Annotated in this window: 23 protein-coding genes and 1 pseudogene; 10 read left to right on the top strand and 14 right to left on the bottom strand. The window is 53.7% G+C overall.

Annotation, left to right across the window (positions count from 1 at the left end):
* Window positions 1-473: 473 nt before the first annotated feature.
* On the top strand, window positions 474-1,814 hold the full coding sequence (locus G6041_RS16810; protein WP_004196353.1) for an IS1202-like element ISEsa1 family transposase: 1,341 nt from the start codon (window positions 474-476) through the stop codon (window positions 1,812-1,814).
* Between the two features lie 436 nt (window positions 1,815-2,250).
* Here G6041_RS16810 and G6041_RS16805 read toward each other — a convergent pair whose 3' ends face one another.
* Both G6041_RS16805 and ydfV read right to left on the bottom strand, forming a co-directional pair.
* Window positions 2,251-2,583 (bottom strand): FlxA-like family protein, encoded by a 333-nt coding sequence (locus G6041_RS16805; RefSeq protein ID WP_085105558.1) that lies wholly within the window; start codon window positions 2,581-2,583, stop codon window positions 2,251-2,253.
* Window positions 2,584-2,785: 202 nt separating this feature from the next.
* A complete protein-coding gene (gene ydfV, locus G6041_RS16800) occupies window positions 2,786-3,091 on the bottom strand; it encodes a protein YdfV (protein ID WP_001326990.1) in 306 nt (101 codons plus the stop codon).
* 24 nt (window positions 3,092-3,115) lie between these two features.
* Here ydfV and relB point away from each other — a divergent pair, with 24 nt between their 5' ends.
* The 4 genes and pseudogenes from relB (at window position 3,116) to G6041_RS21480 (ending at window position 3,871) form a co-directional block, all read left to right on the top strand.
* Window positions 3,116-3,355 carry a type II toxin-antitoxin system antitoxin RelB gene (gene relB / locus G6041_RS16795; protein ID WP_000534858.1) on the top strand — a complete coding sequence of 80 codons (240 nt, stop codon included), beginning with the start codon at window positions 3,116-3,118 and terminating at the stop codon, window positions 3,353-3,355.
* Window positions 3,355-3,642 carry a type II toxin-antitoxin system mRNA interferase RelE gene (relE, locus tag G6041_RS16790; protein ID WP_000323025.1) on the top strand — a complete coding sequence of 96 codons (288 nt, stop codon included), beginning with the start codon at window positions 3,355-3,357 and terminating at the stop codon, window positions 3,640-3,642. The genes relB and relE overlap by 1 nt, the downstream gene beginning before the upstream one ends.
* 33 nt (window positions 3,643-3,675) lie before the next feature.
* A pseudogene (locus G6041_RS21620) lies at window positions 3,676-3,804 on the top strand (DUF5431 family protein); the annotation flags it as partial.
* The gene (locus tag G6041_RS21480) at window positions 3,752-3,871 is read left to right on the top strand and encodes a type I toxin-antitoxin system Hok family toxin (protein ID WP_227003027.1); all 120 of its coding nucleotides are present in this window, start codon (window positions 3,752-3,754) and stop codon (window positions 3,869-3,871) included. The pseudogene G6041_RS21620 and the gene G6041_RS21480, both read left to right, overlap by 53 nt.
* A 119-nt stretch (window positions 3,872-3,990) precedes the next feature.
* On the opposite strand, the gene yidA is transcribed toward G6041_RS21480, so the two are convergent.
* The 5 genes from yidA to dnaA all read right to left on the bottom strand — a co-directional run bounded on the left by yidA (window position 3,991) and on the right by dnaA (window position 11,261).
* Entirely contained in the window at window positions 3,991-4,803 is an 813-nt protein-coding gene (gene yidA, locus G6041_RS16780; RefSeq protein WP_007797776.1) for a sugar-phosphatase, read from the bottom strand.
* Between the two features lie 294 nt (window positions 4,804-5,097).
* Complete coding sequence (gene gyrB / locus G6041_RS16775; RefSeq protein ID WP_004385998.1) at window positions 5,098-7,512, bottom strand: DNA topoisomerase (ATP-hydrolyzing) subunit B; 2,415 nt, start codon at window positions 7,510-7,512, stop codon at window positions 5,098-5,100.
* A 28-nt stretch (window positions 7,513-7,540) separates the two neighbouring features.
* Entirely contained in the window at window positions 7,541-8,614 is a 1,074-nt protein-coding gene (gene recF, locus G6041_RS16770; RefSeq protein WP_004385999.1) for a DNA replication/repair protein RecF, read from the bottom strand.
* A gap of 156 nt (window positions 8,615-8,770) precedes the next feature.
* Window positions 8,771-9,871 (bottom strand): DNA polymerase III subunit beta, encoded by a 1,101-nt coding sequence (gene dnaN / locus G6041_RS16765; protein WP_004386000.1) that lies wholly within the window; start codon window positions 9,869-9,871, stop codon window positions 8,771-8,773.
* Window positions 9,872-9,875: 4 nt separating this feature from the next.
* The gene (gene dnaA, locus G6041_RS16760) at window positions 9,876-11,261 is read right to left on the bottom strand and encodes a chromosomal replication initiator protein DnaA (protein WP_029039570.1); all 1,386 of its coding nucleotides are present in this window, start codon (window positions 11,259-11,261) and stop codon (window positions 9,876-9,878) included.
* A 608-nt stretch (window positions 11,262-11,869) separates the two neighbouring features.
* Between dnaA and rpmH the strand changes: the two genes are divergently transcribed.
* The 5 genes from rpmH (at window position 11,870) to mnmE (ending at window position 15,725) form a co-directional block, all read left to right on the top strand.
* On the top strand, window positions 11,870-12,010 hold the full coding sequence (gene rpmH, locus G6041_RS16755; RefSeq protein WP_000831330.1) for a 50S ribosomal protein L34: 141 nt from the start codon (window positions 11,870-11,872) through the stop codon (window positions 12,008-12,010).
* Window positions 12,011-12,024: 14 nt separating this feature from the next.
* The gene (gene rnpA, locus G6041_RS16750) at window positions 12,025-12,384 is read left to right on the top strand and encodes a ribonuclease P protein component (RefSeq protein ID WP_004386002.1); all 360 of its coding nucleotides are present in this window, start codon (window positions 12,025-12,027) and stop codon (window positions 12,382-12,384) included.
* Window positions 12,348-12,605 (top strand): membrane protein insertion efficiency factor YidD, encoded by a 258-nt coding sequence (gene yidD, locus G6041_RS16745; RefSeq protein ID WP_004386003.1) that lies wholly within the window; start codon window positions 12,348-12,350, stop codon window positions 12,603-12,605. The genes rnpA and yidD overlap by 37 nt, the downstream gene beginning before the upstream one ends.
* 2 nt (window positions 12,606-12,607) lie before the next feature.
* Window positions 12,608-14,260 (top strand): membrane protein insertase YidC, encoded by a 1,653-nt coding sequence (gene yidC, locus G6041_RS16740; protein ID WP_012126180.1) that lies wholly within the window; start codon window positions 12,608-12,610, stop codon window positions 14,258-14,260.
* Window positions 14,261-14,360: 100 nt separating this feature from the next.
* Complete coding sequence (gene mnmE / locus G6041_RS16735; RefSeq protein ID WP_012126181.1) at window positions 14,361-15,725, top strand: tRNA uridine-5-carboxymethylaminomethyl(34) synthesis GTPase MnmE; 1,365 nt, start codon at window positions 14,361-14,363, stop codon at window positions 15,723-15,725.
* A gap of 109 nt (window positions 15,726-15,834) precedes the next feature.
* On the opposite strand, the gene G6041_RS16730 is transcribed toward mnmE, so the two are convergent.
* The 7 genes from G6041_RS16730 to G6041_RS16700 form a co-directional block, all read right to left on the bottom strand.
* On the bottom strand, window positions 15,835-16,260 hold the full coding sequence (locus G6041_RS16730; RefSeq protein ID WP_041460642.1) for a hypothetical protein: 426 nt from the start codon (window positions 16,258-16,260) through the stop codon (window positions 15,835-15,837).
* A gap of 295 nt (window positions 16,261-16,555) precedes the next feature.
* The gene (locus G6041_RS16725; protein ID WP_007781103.1) at window positions 16,556-16,954 is read right to left on the bottom strand and encodes a rhodanese-like domain-containing protein; all 399 of its coding nucleotides are present in this window, start codon (window positions 16,952-16,954) and stop codon (window positions 16,556-16,558) included.
* 59 nt (window positions 16,955-17,013) lie between these two features.
* A complete protein-coding gene (locus G6041_RS16720; protein WP_012126182.1) occupies window positions 17,014-17,928 on the bottom strand; it encodes an ABC transporter substrate-binding protein in 915 nt (304 codons plus the stop codon).
* 40 nt (window positions 17,929-17,968) lie between these two features.
* Complete coding sequence (locus tag G6041_RS16715; protein WP_007781175.1) at window positions 17,969-18,295, bottom strand: AzlD domain-containing protein; 327 nt, start codon at window positions 18,293-18,295, stop codon at window positions 17,969-17,971.
* Complete coding sequence (locus G6041_RS16710) at window positions 18,271-18,993, bottom strand: AzlC family ABC transporter permease (RefSeq protein WP_007872254.1); 723 nt, start codon at window positions 18,991-18,993, stop codon at window positions 18,271-18,273. The genes G6041_RS16715 and G6041_RS16710 overlap by 25 nt, the downstream gene beginning before the upstream one ends.
* Window positions 18,975-19,457: a GNAT family N-acetyltransferase gene (locus G6041_RS16705; RefSeq protein WP_004388034.1), complete on the bottom strand. Its 483-nt coding sequence runs from the start codon at window positions 19,455-19,457 to the stop codon at window positions 18,975-18,977. The genes G6041_RS16710 and G6041_RS16705 overlap by 19 nt, the downstream gene beginning before the upstream one ends.
* Entirely contained in the window at window positions 19,441-20,187 is a 747-nt protein-coding gene (locus G6041_RS16700; RefSeq protein ID WP_041460643.1) for a 2OG-Fe dioxygenase family protein, read from the bottom strand. The genes G6041_RS16705 and G6041_RS16700 overlap by 17 nt, the downstream gene beginning before the upstream one ends.
* Between the last annotated feature and the right edge of the window lie 185 nt (window positions 20,188-20,372).

Genomic DNA, 20,372 nt, shown 5'->3' with positions numbered 1-20,372 from the left:
CGGGTGGCCGTGCTGATGGGTTCAATGTAGTACAATCTATTGTGGTTGTACTACAATTTAGATCACAAAAACGACAAAAGAATATATCGGGCGAGATAACAGAAGGGGATTTATCAGGTTGTTCGATGGGAATGTAAAAGACGTGATTTACGGGAAAGCGTTACGAAAAAGGCGTGAAAATTCAGCAAAATGCCCGTAGGTTTTTGATGGTTTCGCTCAGGATGGACAATTTATAATGGCGGCGGCGCTTGAGGCTTTTTGCCTCATGCTGTCGGCAGAAATGCCGTGATGGTGAGGCAGAAAGAAGAAAGCCCCGAAGGTCATTTATTCAATTAACCAACGAGGCCCCCTGATGCATCAACACCATCAGCGTAGCCTCTTACCCGCCGAAAGGCAAGGTGTTAACACCAAGCTGTAATGTCCCCTTTGAACCATTCTAAAATGTCCCCAGACAATTCTCTGGGGGATTTTTCATGATCAAAGAGACTGTTACGATGAGTCATAAGGAACTCCACCGACTTCAGATTATTCAGGAGTCAATTAATCGACATATTACTCAGGAACAAGCTGCGGCACGCATTGGCATTTCTATTCGGCAGGTTAAACGTCTGGTGCAACGGTATAGAAATGAAGGGCCTTCTGGTCTGGTTTCCCACCGACGTGGAAAGCGTCCTAATAATTCCTTTTCTACTGAATTCAGAGCAACAGTAATTTCACTCCTCAAAGGCCGTTACGCTGATTTTGGACCTACGTTTGCGTGCGAAAAATTGCGCGAGATACACGGTTTATCTTTATCCGTTGAAACTCTCAGAAAGTGGATGATAGAAGAGGGGTTATGGCGTGAACGCCGTCGTAAAATTGCCCGTATATATCAACGCCGCATGCGACGACCATCTTACGGTGAACTGATCCAGATTGATGGCTCACCTCATGACTGGTTTGAAAATCGAGGCCCCAGATGTACACTGATCGTTTTCATTGATGATGCCACCAGTGCGTTGATGGCGTTGCGTTTTGTGCCTGCTGAAACAACCCGGGCTTACATGGAAACCCTCCGGGGTTACCTTAATGATCATGGCGTACCGCTCGCTCTCTACTCTGATAGACACAGTATATTCAGGGTAAATAACCCAGAGCGGGAAGGTGAGCTGACCCAGTTCACTCGTGCGATAAAGACACTGGGCATCGAGCCAATCCATGCCAACAGCCCGCAGGCAAAAGGGCGGGTAGAGCGCGCCAATCAGACACTACAGGACAGGCTGGTCAAAGAAATGCGGCTTCAGAATATCAGTGATATTGAAACAGCAAATGCATGGTTGCCGACCTTTATTGAAGCCTATAACAACCGGTTCGCTACGTCGCCTCGTACTACTGATAATGCTCATCTTGATGTGCACCATTCTGAAGAGGAACTGGGTTATATCTTCAGCCTACAGGCGAAGCGCGTTCTGTCTAAAAATCTCACTTTCCAGTACAAAAGCAGTGCGTTTCAGGTACGCAGTGAGGGCCGGGGATATCGACTTAGGCATTCGGTTGTTACTGTATGCGAGAACTTTGACGGTGAAATTAACGTTCTGTATGACGGGAAAGCGCTGGGCTGGGAAAAGTATGTTGATGGCCCGGAGCCTATACCACTGGATGATGAAAAGAGTGTCCATGAACGAGTGGATAATGCCCGTATTGATTTACGCTCAAAATACTATGTTAAACCTAAAGCTGACCATCCCTGGCTTACGCGCCGAACGCAAAGTCATCAGCAAGTTAAGCCCCCGAAGTTACCTAAAAAGAAGCCTGATCCCGATAAAAAAGATTGAAACCAAGATCGATTCGGTTGAGTGCATATCCATTCATAGGGTAGATTCTTAAGTCGCGTTTCTGGTGTTCATTTTCGGGTGGTTTGTTACTTGTTTTACCGGGGATATGCCAGAAACGCGCTGAGTCAGTCTGGGCGGTGCGCGTAATGAGGCGTTATGGTAAATAGCCTATGCTAATGTCCGCTAAGAGCAAGAAGCGGAAGTTGGCAGTTTTGTGGACTGTCCCCACAAAAGTGACTACAGAAATAGTTGCAATTCATAATTGATCATGGGTTGTCAGTGAAACTCGTGGCGATTTAAATAGACTAATTGGGAGTGCGTCCATTACTTATATCTTGTAATGTTAACTATCAGAAATGATACAAAGATAATATGTCTTTAAAGAAAAGGCTGATGGCGAAAAGTGGCCCGATGAGGGCCACAATACGGCTGTCACTTAGACGTAAATATCAATGGTGCCAGCGGTATTTGTATCGTCTTTTTTCTCTTCTTTTTTATCAGGCTGAACTGTCGCGTCTTTATTCTTTTTCTCTGCCTGCTGCCTTAACAACTGCTCCAGTTGAGCACTGAGGCTTTCAATTTGCTTCTGTACCAATGCAGCCATTTCTTTTTTCTGCTGTGTCGTCATCCCCTCTTCCGATGAGATTTTCCCAAGCTTTTCAGTCAGCACCTGAATTTGTCTTGTGATTTTGGCTATTTCTGATGTTCCTTCCGGGGCGGAGTTGTTTGAAATAACGGTTGAGGTATTTCCCTGAATTGTGACAGACATAGATTTCTCCTTTTAAAAAAGCACTATCGGCATGCACAAAAAAATCTTTAATCGTATTTCTTGTGTCATTAATTGTTTGATGTTCAGATTGTTTTCCTCGCGGGCTGGCGCGCCTCAGAAAGTAAAGCTTGTTGACAGGGGTAAACGTTCGGCAATAATTTTCTGCCGCATGCGGGTGTTGCATAAAACGTGCTATGTTCCTTTATCGACAGGTCAGGTCACCGCTCACCCGCCGACGAGAAAGCAACACTGACATGCTAAAGCAAAAAATAGATGAATAAGTTGAGTTGTGCATATGTAGCCTGACCGTCACAAAGTATATGGTGTCTGTACCAGTAAGATGATGGCCGGACTCTTTAAAAACGAGCTGACCTGCACAATACAGGATGGACTTAGCAATGGCTGCTCCTGGCACAAAGCGGACAGTGATCACCGTTCTTACGACTACTTTCTGACTTCCTTCGTGACTTGCCCTAAGCATGTTGTAGTGCGATACTTGTAATGACATTTGTAATTACAAGAGGTGTAAGACATGGGTAGCATTAACCTGCGTATTGACGATGAACTTAAAGCGCGTTCTTACGCCGCGCTTGAAAAAATGGGTGTAACTCCTTCTGAAGCGCTTCGTCTCATGCTCGAGTATATCGCTGACAATGAACGCTTGCCGTTCAAACAGACACTCCTGAGTGATGAAGATGCTGAACTTGTGGAGATAGTGAAAGAACGGCTTCGTAATCCTAAGCCAGTACGTGTGACGCTGGATGAACTCTGATGGCGTATTTTCTGGATTTTGACGAGCGGGCACTAAAGGAATGGCGAAAGCTGGGCTCGACGGTACGTGAACAGTTGAAAAAGAAGCTGGTTGAAGTACTTGAGTCACCCCGGATTGAAGCAAACAAGCTCCGTGGTATGCCTGATTGTTACAAGATTAAGCTCCGGTCTTCAGGCTATCGCCTTGTATACCAGGTTATAGACGAGAAAGTTGTCGTTTTCGTGATTTCTGTTGGGAAAAGAGAACGCTCGGAAGTATATAGCGAGGCGGTCAAACGCATTCTCTGAACCAAAGCATGACATCTCTGTTTCGCACCGAAGGTGACACTTCTGCTTTGCGTTGACAGAGAAGAAGGCCATGAAACTGCTGCGAAGCACCCTGTTCTGGTGTGTATTAATGATATGTATAACGTTGTTAATATTCACATTTCTGACGCGTCATTCGCTGTGCGAACTGAGGCTGAAGGACGGGCAAAGGGAGTTTGCTGCGTTTCTGGCTTACGAATCCGGTAAGTAGCAACCTGTCGGGCGGGGGCAACCCCGCTCTTTCAGGTGAGGCGAGGCTGAAGGTGGCTTTGCAGCCGAAAGCGCCTTTCTGACGCGCCGCCAGTAACGGGCGGCGCGTCAACATCTCCTTTAGCGCAGGGCGAATTTCTCAATCGCGTACGCGACGCCATCTTCGAGGTTCGAGCGGGTCACAAAATTGGCGGCCTCTTTCGCCGCATCAATGGCGTTCTCCATCGCCACGCCGACGCCCGCATATTCCAGCATCGCGATATCATTTTCCTGATCGCCAATCGCCATCACTTCTTCCGGCTGGATGTTTAAAACTTCCGCCAGGGATTTCACGCCGGTGCCTTTGGTAACGCGTTTATCGAGGATTTCCAGGAAGTAAGGCGCGCTTTTCAGCACGGTGTATTTCTCTTTCACTTCCTGCGGGATGCGCGTAATGGCTTTATCGAGGATTTCCGGCTCGTCGATCATCATGACCTTCAGAAAAGTCATGTTCGGGTCCATTTTTTCCGCCTCGCAGAATACCAGCGGAATGGTGGCGACAAACGATTCATGCACGGTATAGCGGCTGATGTCGCGGTTCGCGGTATAGAGCGTGGTGCGATCGAGCGCGTGGAAGTGCGAGCCCACTTCACGTGAAAGCTGCTCCAGATAGCGGTAATCGTCATAACTGAGCGGCGTTTGCGCCACGGTGCTGCCGTCACTCGCCTTTTGCACCAGCGCGCCGTTATAGGTGATGCAATAATCGCCGGGTTTATCCATGTGCAGCTCGCGCAGATAACTCTCCACGCCCGCAAAAGGTCGGCCGGTCGTCAGCACCACGTTGATGCCCTGTTCGCGGGCGGCGGCGATGGCGTTTTTCACGCCGGGTGAAATGGTGTGATCGGGCAGCAGTAATGTGCCATCCATGTCGATTGCGATAAGTTTAATAGCCATGAGTTCCCCTGCATAAAAGAGTCTTTTCGCATGCTAACGCGATTGTGCTCAAAACACAGTAGCAGCCGGGGCGAGAAAAGGGGATGGATCCGCAGGGAAAATGCCGGTTAATGCGCCCGTGGCGAAGGGAAGAACAGGGTGGCGGGTGTATGAAGGGCGAGTGGCGGGTGCGCTTCGCTTACCCGCCCTGCATTGGGTGGCGCTATAAATGATAAAGGCGGGTGAAGCTGCGCTTACCCGCCTTGTGTGCTGTTGTAGGGTGGGTAAGCGAAGCGCCACCCGCCATAACGGCCATCAGATATCGATATTCGCCGCTTTCAGGGCGTTTTCTTCGATAAAGGCGCGACGCGGTTCAACGGCGTCGCCCATCAGCGTGGTAAAGAGCTGATCGGCCGCAATCGCGTCTTTTACCGTCACGCGCAGCATACGGCGGCTTTCCGGATCCATGGTGGTTTCCCACAACTGCTCCGGGTTCATCTCGCCAAGACCTTTATAACGCTGAATCGACAGGCCGCGGCGGGACTCTTTCACCAGCCAGTCCAGCGCCTGCTCGAAGCTTGCCACCGGCTGACGGCGTTCGCCGCGCTCGATAAACGCGTCTTCTTCAATCAGGCCGCGCAGCTTCTCGCCAAGCGTACACAGACGACGGTATTCACCACCGGTCACAAACTCGTGGTCGAGCACGTAATCGGTATCAACGCCGTGGGTACGCACGCGCACCACTGGCTCGAAACGACGCGTTTCCGCGTTTTCACGGATATCGTATTTCCAGACGCTGCCGTGCTGCTCGTTGTCATTGAGTGTGGTGATAAGCGCAGAGACCCAACGGGTCACGTTCGCTTCATCGGCCAGCGTCTCTTCGGACAGCGTCGGCTGATAGATAAGCTCTTTCAGCAGCGCGCGCGGGTAACGACGCTCCATACGGTTGATCATCTTCTGCGCGCCGTTGTACTCAGAGACGAGTTTTTCCAGTGCTTCACCGGCAATGGCAGGCGCGCTGGCATTCGCATGCAGCGTCGCGCCGTCCAGCGCGATGGCGATCTGGTACTGATCCATCGCCTCGTCGTCTTTAATGTACTGTTCCTGCTTGCCTTTTTTCACTTTATAGAGCGGCGGCTGGGCGATATAGACATGGCCGCGCTCAATGATTTCCGGCATCTGACGATAGAAGAAGGTCAACAGCAGCGTACGGATGTGCGAGCCGTCGACGTCAGCATCGGTCATGATGATGATGCTGTGGTAGCGCAGTTTATCCGGGTTGTATTCGTCACGGCCGATGCCGCAGCCGAGCGCGGTAATCAGCGTCGCCACTTCCTGGGAAGAGAGCATCTTGTCAAAGCGCGCCTTCTCCACGTTCAGGATTTTCCCTTTCAGCGGCAGGATCGCCTGATTCTTACGGTTACGGCCCTGTTTTGCAGAACCGCCCGCGGAGTCCCCTTCCACCAGGTAGAGTTCGGAGTGCGCCGGGTCGCGCTCCTGGCAATCCGCCAGTTTGCCCGGCAGCCCTGCGAGATCGAGCGCGCCTTTACGACGGGTCATTTCACGCGCTTTACGTGCCGCTTCACGGGCGCGCGCGGCATCGATAATTTTGCCGACCACGATTTTCGCGTCGTTCGGGTTTTCCAGCAGGTATTCCGCCAGCAGTTCGTTCATCTGCTGCTCAACCGCCGATTTCACCTCGGATGAGACCAGCTTGTCTTTGGTCTGGGAGGAGAATTTCGGGTCCGGCACTTTAACGGACACAACGGCAATCAGGCCTTCACGCGCGTCATCGCCGGTGGCGCTGACTTTCGCTTTCTTGCTGTAGCCTTCTTTATCCATATAGGCGTTCAAGGTACGGGTCATCGCCGCACGGAAGCCCGCCAGGTGCGTACCGCCGTCGCGCTGCGGAATATTGTTGGTGAAGCAGTAGATGTTTTCCTGGAAGCCGTCGTTCCACTGCAGCGCCACTTCCACGCCGATACCGTCTTTTTCGGTAGAGAAATAGAAGATATTCGGGTGAATCGGCGTTTTGTTCTTGTTCAGGTACTCCACGAACGCTTTGATGCCGCCTTCGTAATGGAAGTGGTCCTGCTTGCCGTCGCGCTTATCCACGAGACGGATCGACACGCCGGAGTTCAGGAACGAGAGTTCGCGCAGGCGCTTCGCCAGAATATCGTATTCAAACTCAGTGACGTTGGTGAAGGTTTCGAGACTTGGCCAGAAACGGACCTGAGTACCGGTCTGATCGGTGTCGCCGGTTACAGCCAGCGGCGCTTGCGGCACGCCGTGCACGTAAGTTTGCTGGTGGATTTTACCTTCGCGGCGAATCACCAGCTCCAGTTTCTGGGACAGGGCGTTAACCACGGATACGCCTACGCCATGCAGACCACCGGAGACTTTATAGGAGTTATCATCGAATTTACCGCCTGCGTGCAGAACGGTCATGATAACTTCCGCCGCCGAAACGCCTTCTTCCGGGTGGATACCGGTCGGAATGCCGCGCCCGTCATCCGATACCGAGACGGAGTTGTCGGCATGGATAGTCACGACGATATCTTTACAGTGACCCGCGAGCGCTTCGTCGATAGCGTTATCTACCACCTCGAATACCATGTGGTGCAGACCGGTGCCGTCATCCGTATCGCCGATATACATACCCGGGCGCTTACGCACCGCATCCAGCCCTTTCAGGACTTTGATACTGGAGGAGTCATAAGAATTCGACATCAACGTTTCTCGCTCATTTTAACTTGGGTTAATCCGTTATTTTACCCTGATCGACAGCGAACATCTTCGAATTTTTGTCCGTCATGTCGAGAATATGTTCAGCGCTGATCGCGCTGACAAAGACTTGCGACTGCGTAGCCTTCAGGCGCTGCGCCAGAAGCCCACGTCGGGCATCGTCGAGTTCAGAGGCAAAATCATCTATCAGATACAGACAGCGCCGCCCGCTTTCGCGAGTCAGAAACTCGCCCTGGGCCAGACGCAGTGCGCACATCAGGAGCTTAAGCTGGCCGCGCGACAGCGTATCTTCCACCGGCGCGCCGTCGGCGCGAATGCGGAAATCGGCCTTGTGCGGGCCATGCGCGGTGTAAGTCAGCATCCGGTCGCGCTCGAAGCCGCGCTCCAGCACATCGGCATAGTCGCTCTCTTTCTCCCAGCCGCGCTGGAAAGAAAACGTGAGCGAAAATTCCGGCAAAAATTGCGCGCAGGTATCGGCCATGTCGTTGGCGATCGCTTCGCTATAGCTGGCGCGCCACTGGCTTATCTGTTCGGCCAGCGGAACCAGTTCACGGTCCCACGGGCGCAGTTGTTCATAGCGGGTCACCTGTCGCAGCGCGGCGTTGCGCTGTTTGAGCAGGCGCTTTAAGTTGCTCCAGGCCACAAAGAAGCCCGGTTCGTTATGGAAGCATCCCCAGTCAAGGAACGCTCTTCTATATTTGGGGCCGCCGCCGAGTAAAGTAAACCCCTCGGGGGTAATTAATTGCATCGGCATCAGCTGCGCCAGCTCGGCCACTTTGTGACCGTCGCTGCCGTCGATGCGCACCGTACTGTCGCCGTTGCGATCTTTCGTCAGGCCGACCGAGACTTCGCGCTCGTCGCCCTGCAACCGCCCGTGGAGAATAAAGGCATCCTGCTCGTGGCGGATCACGCGACCGATTTGCAGACTGCGAAACGCGCGTCCGTGGCCCAGCGTGTAAATCGCTTCCAGCACGCTGGTTTTCCCGCTGCCGTTCGCGCCAACCAGAAAGTTAAAACCGGGAGAGAGCGCGAGATCCGCGTTTTCAATATTGCGGAAATCTTTGATAAGGAGACGCGTCAGAGACATAGAGTGACTTTTCCGCCTTTACAGCAAACCCAGGGCGTTATCGGCGCAGCCAGTTTCAACGCGGACAGCGCGCAGGCCCTGGAGCGTACACGGCGTACGTGACAGGGGCGAGCACTGCCCAGGTTGAAAATGGCAAGTAAGATAGCCCGATATTTTCTATAGACGCATGGGCATAACAACATAGGCCGCGGAACTGCTCGCCGCATCTTCTATCTGCACGCTCGATACTGAATCCGTCAGCAAAATACGAACATTCTCGCATTTGAGCGCGTTCAGTACGTCCAGCACATAACTGACGTTGAAGCCGATCTCCATCTCCGCGCCCGCATAAGTGACGTCGAGAATTTCTTCCGCCTCTTCCTGCTCCGGGTTATTCGCGGTGATTTTGAGCTGGTTTTCACTCACATACAGACGCACGCCGCGGAATTTCTCGTTGGAGAGAATGGCCGCGCGGGCAAACGCCTGCTTGAGAATATCGCAGCCGGCTTCCAGCGTTTTGTCCGGGTTCTTCGGCAGTACGCGGCGGTAATCCGGGAAGCGGCCATCGACCAGTTTCGAGGTAAAGATGAAATCGCCGACGTGCGCGCGAATATTGTTGCTGCCGATCTGAATACGCAGCGGGGCGTCGCCGCCATCAAGCATACGCATCAGCTCCAGCACCCCTTTACGCGGCACGATCACCGAATGGTTCGGCAACGGCTGGCCGACCGGCATCGCGCAGACCGCCAGACGGTGGCCGTCGGTCGCAACGGTTCGCAGGTCTTCACCTTCGGTTTCAAACAGCATGCCGTTGAGATAATAACGGACATCCTGATGCGCCATGGAAAACTGCGTAGCTTCGATAAGACGCTTCATGGTCGCCTGAGGCAGCGTGAATTCCACTTCGCTCTGCCAGTCGTCCAGATTCGGGAAATCCGCCGCGGGCAGCGTGGAGAGCGAGAAACGGCTACGCCCGGAGCTCACGCGCATACGGTCGCCATCCAGCTGAACCGCGATTTCCGCGCCTTCCGGCAGGCCGCGGCAGATATCAAAGAATTTACGGGCAGGGACTGTGGTCGCGCCCGGCTCATGCGGCTGCACCAACGCGACGCGCGCCACCATTTCCATTTCCAGATCGGTGCCGGTCAGCGACAGCGCGCCATCCGCGACCTGAAGCAACAGGTTGCCGAGGATAGGCAGCGTCGGACGGCCGCCCAGCGGGCCGCTGACCTGCTGGAGCGGCTTTAATAAGTGTTCACGTTCAACGGTAAATTTCATAGCGTCACGAAGATAATGTTCTGATTAAATTGGAGAAATCTTCTTTGATATCGTGGCTTTCCTCACGCAGCTGCTCAATCTTGCGGCAGGCGTGCAGCACCGTAGTGTGGTCGCGGCCGCCAAACGCATCGCCGATCTCCGGCAGGCTGTGGTTGGTCAGCTCTTTGGCGAGCGCCATCGCCATCTGGCGTGGACGTGCCACCGAGCGGGAACGCCGCTTGGAGAGCAAATCCGCCACCTTGATCTTGTAGTACTCGGCCACCGTCTTCTGAATATTGTCGATAGTGACGAGTTTTTCCTGGAGCGCCAGCAGATCGCGCAGCGCCTCGCGCACAAAATCGATAGTAATCGCGCGGCCAGTAAAGTTGGCGTTGGCGATCACCCGGTTCAGCGCGCCCTCAAGCTCACGCACGTTGGATCGCAGACGCTTGGCAATAAAGAAGGCCACTTCGCCCGGCAGACGGATATCGTTCTCATCCGCCTTTTTCATCAGGATCGCTACGCGAGTTTCCAGCTCCGGCGGCTCAATGGCTACCGTAAGACCCCAGCCGAAGCGCGATTTCAGACGATCCTCAACCCCGTTGATCTCTTTTGGATAGCGATCCGAGGTCAGAATGATCTGCTGATTGCCTTCCAGCAGGGCGTTAAAGGTGTGGAAAAACTCTTCCTGGGATCGCTCTTTATTGGCGAAGAACTGGATATCATCAATAAGCAGCGCATCCACCGAACGGTAGTAGCGTTTGAACTCTTCGATAGCGTTGTTTTGCAGCGCCTTTACCATGTCCTGAACGAAACGCTCAGAGTGCATGTAGACCACTTTGGCGTTGGGCTTGCGGGCCATAATGCCATTGCCCACCGCGTGCAACAGGTGCGTTTTACCCAGACCCGTGCCGCCATAAAGGAAGAGCGGGTTATACGCGCCGCCAGGGTTGTCCGCCACCTGGCGCGCCGCCGCGCGGGCCAGCTGGTTAGATTTACCCTCAACGAAGTTATCAAAGGTGTGTTTGACGTTGACGTTCGAACGGTAAGAAGGCTCCGCAGGAGCGGGCACGTTGTCCCACGCCGGGCGCACGGGTGCGGCCGCGGGCGCGGCCTGCGCAGGTTTTACCGCCTGGCTTGCCGGTGCGGTTGTCGCAGTCGCCAGGGGTTTCGTGCCGACTTCAAAGCGCAGCAGCGGCGCGTCAGAGCCGCAGAAATCATTCAGTAATCCGTTAATATTATTGAGGTATTTGTCCCTTACCCAATCGAGCACAAACCGGTTTGGCGCATACAAAGCCAGCGTGTTATCGCTCAGTTCCGCCTGTAGGGGGCGTATCCACATACTGAATTCAGTGGCTGGTAACTCATCCTGCAATCGGGCAAGACACTGCTGCCAAAGCGAAAGTGACACGGCGGACTCCACTCGAACAAAAGTCGATAAAAGACGAAGACTGAAACATTCATGATTGTTGACACACGCCGATAAGCCCCGAGTCGGGAGGCGTGCGAACCGCTATTTGCGGTTTTTTACCCGAGGCTGAGATCAGGGCTCCCGATCGGGACCGCGGATCATAGCCTAAAGCGAGCCAGAGATCTCCTGTTTCTCACAGATTCTTCCCGATTTATCCACAGGCCTGCGTCAGGACGCTTAAGTGTAATCGATCCTTTGGCGGCTGCGGTGCATTTTACCCGGCATATCGGAAAAATTAATGACGATCCGGAAAACCGCGCGTTATCGATCTAAGGAAGATCCCTGACGATCCTTGCGCTTTGGCGGCGAGCCCGTATAATTCCCCACCCGGTGCGTAAAGCGCGGTTTATCGCCTGAATTTTGCGTGTTTTTTATCCTCAAACCGAGGGGAAAAGCGCGGGAAATAAGGAAAGTGAATTGACTCCGGAGTGTACAATTATTACAATCCGGCCTCTTTAATCGTCGATTACTTTGGCGTAAGTCGTCCGGCAGGCCGTTCGCGCATACGCAAAGTCAGTGAATTTATTCAAGTTTAGGTAGAAATCGCCATGAAACGCACTTTTCAACCGTCTGTACTGAAGCGCAACCGTTCTCACGGCTTCCGTGCTCGTATGGCTACTAAAAATGGTCGTCAGGTTCTGGCACGTCGTCGTGCTAAAGGCCGCGCTCGTCTGACCGTTTCCAAGTAATAGCTAACCCTTTAGTGGTTAAGCTCGCATTTCCCAGGGAGTTACGTTTGTTAACTCCCGCTCATTTCACCTTCGTCTTCCAGCAGCCACAACGGGCTGGCACGCCGCAAATCACCATCCTCGGCCGCCTTAATTCGCTGGGGCATCCCCGCATCGGTCTTACCGTCGCCAAGAAAAACGTTAAACGCGCGCATGAACGCAATCGGATTAAACGTCTGACGCGTGAAAGCTTCCGTTTACGTCAACATGAACTCCCTCCGATGGATTTCGTGGTGGTGGCGAAGCGCGGGATTGCCGACCTCGATAACCGGGAGCTTTCGGAAGCTTTGGAAAAATTATGGCGTCGTCATTGTCGCCTGGTTCGCGGCTCCTGATAGCCCTCATCCGGGTCTATCAACGCTTCATTAGTCCGCTTCTCGGGCCGCATTGCCGTTTTCACCCCACCTGTTCGCAGTACGGAATTGAGGCATTGCGCAGGTTTGGGGTGTTAAAAGGCAGTTGGTTGACAGTGAAACGCGTATTAAAATGCCACCCTTTGAACCCGGGTGGCGACGACCCCGTCCCGCCAGGACCTTTTGATACCAGAGAACACTAACGATGGATTCGCAACGCAATCTTCTTGTCATCGCTTTGTTGTTCGTGTCTTTCATGATCTGGCAAACCTGGGAGCAAGATAAAGCTCCAAAACCTCAGGTTCAGCAGACCACGCAGACTACGACCACCGCAGCGGGTAGCGCCGCAAGCCAGGGCGTACCGGCCAGTGGCCAGGGGAAACTCATTACCGTTAAGACCGATGTCCTCTCTCTTACCATCAATACCCGTGGTGGCGACATCGAGCAGGCGCTTCTGCTGGCATACCCGAAAGAGCTGGGCTCCAGCGAACCTTTCCAGCTGCTGGAAACGACGCCAAACTTCGTTTATCAGGCTCAGAGCGGCCTGACCGGTCGTAACGGCCCGGACAACCCGAATAACAACAAGGGTCGCCCGCTGTATAACACCGAGCGTGACACCTATGTTCTGGCTGACGGCCAGGATGAGCTGGTGATCCCGATGACCTTCACTGACGAGGCAGGTAACGCCTTCACCAAAACGTTCGCCCTGAAACGCGGCCAGTACGCGGTCTATGTGGGTTACGACGTGAAGAACGCCGGTACGCAGCCGCTTGAAATCTCTTCATTCGGTCAGCTGAAGCAAACTATCGACCTGCCGAGCCACCGCGACACCGGCAGCAGCAACTTTGCTCTGCATACTTTCCGCGGCGCGGCTTACTCCACGCCGGACGAGAAGTACGAGAAATATAAGTTCGATACCATCGCTGACGACGAGAACCTGAACGTAAACGCCAAAGGCGGCTGGGTAGCGATGCTCCAGCAGTACTTCGCGACCGCGTGGGTTCCGGCAAGCAATGTGACCAGCAACTTCTATACCGCTGATCTGGGGCATGGCGTTGCGGCTATCGGTTACAAATCTGAGCCGGTTCAGGTTCAGCCAGGCCAGACCGCCAAACTTGCCAGCACCCTGTGGGTGGGTCCGGAAATTCAGGACAAAATGGCGCAGGTCGCGCCGCATCTTGACCTGACCGTTGACTACGGCTGGTTGTGGTTCATCTCTCAGCCGCTGTTCAAGCTGCTGAAATGGATCCACAGCTTCCTTGGCAACTGGGGCTTCTCGATTATCGCCATCACCTTTATCGTTCGTGGCGTGATGTACCCGCTGACCAAAGCGCAGTACACCTCCATGGCGAAAATGCGCCTGCTGCAGCCGAAGATTCAGGCGATGCGCGAGCGTCTGGGCGACGATAAGCAACGCATGAGCCAGGAGATGATGGCGCTGTACAAAGCGGAGAAAGTAAACCCGCTGGGCGGCTGCTTCCCGCTGCTCATCCAGATGCCAATCTTCCTTGCGCTGTACTACATGCTGATGGGCTCGGTGGAACTGCGTCACGCGCCGTTCGCGCTGTGGATCCACGACCTTTCCGCGCAGGACCCGTACTACATTCTGCCGATCCTGATGGGCGCGACCATGTTCTTCATCCAGAAGATGTCGCCGACCACCGTGACCGACCCGATGCAGCAGAAGATCATGACCTTTATGCCGGTCATCTTTACGGTCTTCTTCCTGTGGTTCCCGTCCGGTCTGGTGCTGTACTATATCGTCAGCAACCTGGTGACCATCCTTCAGCAGCAGTTGATCTACCGCGGTCTGGAAAAACGCGGTCTGCACAGCCGCGAGAAGAAGAAAAAAGCCTGATTCGTCAGGGCAACGCTAAAATGGAAGGCGGTCTGATGACCGCCTTTTTCTTTACGTGGGGCAGAGAAAACGCCCCGCCATACAGAGTGACAGAAAGACCATGAGCCATAACGACACTATTGTCGCCCAGGCGACGCCTCCCGGACGCGGCGGCGTGGGCATTCTTCGCGTCTCCGGCCAACAGGCGCGGAACGTGGCGCAGGCCGTGCTCGGCAAGCTGCCGAAAGCGCGCTATGCCGATTATCTGCCATTTAAAGACGCGGACGGCACCGCGCTCGATCAGGGCATCGCGCTGTGGTTCCCTGGCCCGAACTCCTTTACCGGCGAAGATGTGCTGGAGCTGCAGGGTCACGGCGGCCCGGTGATTCTGGATCTGCTGTTAAAGCGCATCCTCACCCTGCCCGGCGTGCGTATCGCCCGGCCCGGCGAATTCTCCGAGCGGGCGTTTCTCAACGACAAGCTCGATCTCGCCCAGGCGGAAGCCATCGCCGATCTGATTGACGCCAGCTCTGAACAGGCGGCGCGCTCGGCGCTGAACTCGCTACAGGGCGCATTCTCCGCGCGCGTGAACCATCTGGTCGAAGCGCTGACGCACCTGCGCATTTTTGTCGAAGCGGCTATCGATTTCCCCGATGAAGAGATCGACTTTCTCTCCGACGGCAAAATCGAGGCGCAGCTTAACGAGGTCATCGGCGATCTCGACGCGGTACGCGCCGAAGCACGTCAGGGCAGCCTGCTGCGCGAAGGGATGAAAGTGGTGATTGCAGGTCGTCCGAACGCAGGCAAATCGAGCCTGCTGAACGCGCTGGCGGGCCGCGAGGCGGCGATTGTGACGGATATTGCGGGCACCACCCGCGACGTGCTGCGCGAACATATTCATATCGACGGTATGCCGCTGCACATCATCGATACCGCCGGTCTGCGCGAGGCGAGCGACGAAGTGGAGCGCATCGGCATTGAGCGCGCCTGGCAGGAAATCGAACAGGCCGACCGCGTACTGTTTATGGTTGACGGTACGACGACCGACGCCACCGACCCGGCGCAAATCTGGCCCGATTTTATCGCCCGTCTGCCCGCGAAACTGCCGATCACCGTGGTGCGTAATAAAGCGGACGTCACCGGCGAACAGCCCGGCATAAGCGAAGTGAATGGTCACTCACTTATCCGCCTTTCGGCGCGCACGAATGAGGGCGTGGACGTGCTGCGCAATCATCTGAAGCAAAGCATGGGGTTTGATACCAGCATGGAAGGCGGCTTCCTGGCCCGCCGTCGTCATCTCCAGGCACTGGAAGACGCGGCGAATCACTTGCAGCAGGGCAAAGCGCAGTTGCTTGGCGCATGGGCTGGCGAACTGCTGGCCGAAGAGCTGCGTCTGGCGCAGCAGGCGCTAAGCGAGATCACCGGCGAATTTACCTCCGACGACCTGCTCGGCCGTATTTTCTCCAGCTTCTGTATTGGTAAATAACGCCCACGTCGCCTGATTAGTAAGCATCCACTAACCCACCTTAGTACTTGTTAAGGTGGGTTTTTATTTATAAAGAGCAGTAATACAGCATGGCATCCTAAAAGGTGAATCAACCTTCGTTTATCACTTTAGAAGCTGCCACCGCTCTCTTTTCGCATAGCGCGGTATGTCCTGATGGGCATTGCGTTTTAGCGATATCACTCACCTTTTGCAGATCGTCTGAGCCGAGCGTGGAGTCGATATGACTCAGCACCCAACCTTCAAAAGATGCGCTACGTTTTCCCAGTGCATCTAAAGCCGGTAATTCGCTCCAGCGATCAGCTAAAAGACGAATTATCGCTTCAGAATAGTCTTCACCAATACTTCCCTCATCACATGACGAATAACGCCTATAACTCTCATAAACCGCTTTCCATGTTTTAAGGTTATCTACGGCGTTTTCTGCCGCTTCTGCTTTCTCTTTAGAACATTCACGACTCTGCGCTAAAGGGCAAACAAAGATTGCCAGCAGGAAAAACAGGGCTGCTTTTTTCATATGATGTGCACCCTCACTGCACGGTAAAACTCCTTTCATGAATAACGAAACTTACAACCAACCGGCTTTGCAACATGTAATTTATTTTCCTGCCAGTAACGTTAATTATTGGCAGGAATATCAACCTGATTGCGCTTCATAAAATGAATATCCGGACGCCGCGATAAGCGGGCTCTCAACAACCGATCTTATTAACCAGCAGCATGGTTCAGGTAAAAAAAGAACGGCATCGTCAGCCGTTCTCCGTTATTTTTTCCGTGGTGCTCCTTCTTACCGCAGCACCACGCCTTGTAAATCAGCAGCCGCAGCTGACCGGCGTACCGTCGCGGCCCTGATGGCCTTCGGTGGCGTAACCATCGCGTTTCCACCAGTCCAGCCCGCCGATCAGCTCTTTTACCTGAAACCCCAGCGTCAGTAGTTTCATCGCGGTTTTGGTCGAGCCGTTGCAGCCGATGCCATCGCAATAGCAGATATAGACTTTAGATTTATCCAGCTCCGCGGTGTTGTTAAAACACAGCGCTTTATGCGGCAGGTTAATCGCGCCCGGAATATGCTCGCGCTGGTACGCCTCTTCACTACGGCCATCCACGACGACAATATTTTCCCCGGCATTAAGCGCGAGATAGAGATCCCATGAATCGGCTTCAAAGGAGAGTTTTTTCTGGTAATAGGCCAGTTGCTCAAGGTTTGACATAAATTCCTCGTGTCGTCAGATGGGTAATGGTGAAGCGCCAGTCAGCGCACTGGGCGATGTCATATCGTCTCAGGTACGGGCTGATAAGCGATAAAGCCCTGGCGCGTCACCTGCCAGAGTCGAAAATGGCCAGGGCGGCTCTCGCGCCGCGCATCGAAACGCAGCGGCCCCAGTACCGTTCGGGCGGGGATATGCGGAAACACCGCCGCCGTCTGGATAGCCGCCAGCGTTTCCCACAAGTACGCGCCTGGCTCGCCGCCCCAGCGTCGCTGCCAGGTCTGGCGTACCAAATGGGCTATTTCACCAACAGGGTGCGGACTAATGCCCGCAATCAGGATCTCGTGCTGATTAGGATCGATACCGTGCGCCAGTAAATCCGGCACCAGCGCGGGTGAGCCCGCGTCGTCTGTCAAAATCAACCGCCCGGGCAGTTCAATATGCGCCCAGCGAATGGCATAGCGAACCGACGCGGCGTAGCGGCCTGAAAATATCCGCGTCTGGCCATAAGGCGTAATCGGCAGCGCTGCCGCCAGTTGTTCTGATACGCTGATGCCATGCAGCGAGCCGTCATGTTCAGGTGTAGCGACCTGCCACTGCGCCTGACTGACACGCTCTTTCAGCCAGGCGACATAGTCGGCGTCGTTATCGCAGAGCCGCCATGTCGTCTCATTGCGCGTCAGCTGGCTGGCGGTCGCGGCAGGCAGAAACAGCGGTACGCCGCGTCTGGCGTATTCGGGCGCGGCGGCCGCCGCCGCGGAAGAGACATAATGCCCGACGACAGCGTCCGCCCCCCAGGCCGCTATCTCCCGCGCAGCGCGCAGCGCGCCCTCCCGACTGCCGCCGTCGTCAAACAGTCTGATCTGCGCCTCTTTTACCAGCTGTCCATGTCTGGCGAGCACTACGGCACGTAAAAAAGTATGCGCATGCACAGAAAATTTCGGATCAAGGCAGGCCACGCAGGCAATACGTTTCATTAATAGCGTCGATCCTTTGTCCGTGCGCCGAAGCGGTGAATTACCCAAAAAGAAAATGGCTGGCGAGCACCTGACAGATAACACCCACCACCACACTGACAATTAAATTCTTCGTAAACCAGGCGACGAATACGACGGGCAACGCCGCCAGGACGCTGGCGTTATATAAACTGAACCCCGCGTTTTGCGGAAAGCACAGCGCCGGAATCGTAATACTGGAAATCACCGCGGCCGGAATGTACTCAATCACCGCGTTAATAAAGCGCGGCGTGCGCTCCGGGCTTAAATGCAGCGGGATCAGACGAATAGCAAACGTCACCGCCATCATTGAGAAGATGACAATCAGGAGGAAGATTTCTTGAGACATACGCCGACTCCGCAACCGACCGCCGTCGCCACAAAGACGTTCAACGGTGAAATATGGATAAAGTTCATACCGATCGTGGTCGCAACAGAGACCAGCGCGACGATGCGCTTACCGGTGGTATTACAGAGCGCGACCAGCACGAACAGCATCATGGCCGTGAGCGCGTAGTCGAGTTTGAAGCTGATGAATTTCGCCAGATACTCAGACGCCACGGCCCCCGCAAAGCCGCCCACCACCCACGACACATGGCAAAAGGCATTGAAGCTCAGCAGATAACTCGCCGTCGTCGCAATACGGCTCTCCAGGCGCTGGCTGTGCATTGCGAAGGATTCATCGGTAAGCCCGAAGGCGTAGAGCGACTTTTTCAGCCCGGACATGCCGACAGGGCCGAGTTTCTTCGACATATACATCGACATTAAAATATGTCGGGAATTGATAAGCAGTGTCGAGAGCACAATGGGCAGCAGCGACGCGCCCGAAGTGAGCAGCGCCAGCGCGGCGAATTGCGCCGTTCCCGCGTAGACAAACAGGCACATCGCCGCCGGGAACCAGACCGGCAGACCGGCGTTGATGCACATGACGCCGAAGACAAACGCGACGACGAAATACCCCGCCATAATCGGCGAGGCATTCAACAGGCTTTCTTTAAGATCGCTACGCTCGGCGTAATTCAGGTTTTTTAAAGATCCAGTTCGCACGTCGTTTCTCCTGTGGTCGGTTGAAAACCCTGGGAACGCCAGAATTTGAACGCGACCTGGTTTTTATCTTCAATAAACAAAAAGACACGTTTAATACCGCTCAGATAAAAATCATTCAGAATGGTTTTTGTCAGTACCGTGCCTATTTTGTTATTCCTGAAAATAGGCGAAATCGCGATGTGATTTAGCGTGGCGCGCGTACCGAGCATACCGCCAATAATAGCGCCCACCAGGACGCCATTCTGGTCTTTCGCTAAATAACAGCGGGCATTTTCTGCCGCGACAATTTTGCGAATATGCTCTTCATCCTGCCATTCACAAAACGCAACCTCTTTAAAGAATTTTAAAAAGCTGACGATATCGCAGGCATCGTTAATAGTCGCTTTAGAAATGACTAACCCATCCGGTGCCGTGTTTTTTTCAACGTCCGAAGAAACAAGCTGGAGTTTATTTGATGATATCATATTCCGTCCCCGGTCTTGAAAACGAAACGGCGATTATCTGACGAAAGCCCATCGCGTCTTCTGTCGGGTTAAACGCGCTGGTCACGTAATGCAGCATTTCGCGATCGAGGAAAAAGGTAGTGTCGAGAATATTGCGATAGGTACCGGAATCCACCAGCGTGCCGTCTTTCTTAAAGACCTGGCTCATGGCGCCTTCAACGTTATGACGGCCCCAGAAGTGAACACCGCTGAACGGATAGCCGTCGCAGTGGATGCCTTCTGGCGTGATTTCCAGCTCACAGCCAGGTTTAATTTCAATGCGGATTTGATGAATCTGGCACTGCCAGACTTCATTATGCAATTCCGGCGGCAGCACTTCTTTATAGACGTTGAAATCCAGCTCCACCAGCGCACGTAATACCGGTGAATGTAATACCTCAGTGGTAATATCATCAAAGTGACGTTCAATACCACCAACATATTTATTATGCTCGACCGATTGTTCATACGCGCGATGGCCGAGCGGCGTTAGCGTTTTAGTAACCGGGTTGTAATCAAAATCACTGTAACGGCGATAACGCGTTCCGCGATCGGCCTGACCATAGAATTTATCAATGCCCATCGTTTCCCAGCTTTGCGTGAATTTAACGAAGTCGCTAAATCCACCCGTCAGTGAGAAATCTAAACCCAGAACATTTACCGCTTTATTTTTTCTCAGGTCATCGCCGATGTTTTTATTGAGCTGTAACATATATTCTATATTCATCCAGGGTTGTTAGGGAGGTTTTGTGTTAAACTACCAGCTAATTAAGTTATTTATATTCAATTCTTTTTCAGTCACCTTAATAATCATTTTAAGCAAGCCGTTTTGAGGTCTTTCTGACCGAAAAACCCAGCAAAACCGGAGTTTTCGGTCAGCGTAATGTCCGCGTATCA

Origin of the sequence: Cronobacter sp. HA18003 (assembly GCF_011605905.1) — a bacterium.
Classification (GTDB): Bacteria; Pseudomonadota; Gammaproteobacteria; order Enterobacterales; family Enterobacteriaceae; genus Cronobacter; species Cronobacter sakazakii.
This window is presented reverse-complemented; position numbering and strand designations above follow the sequence as displayed.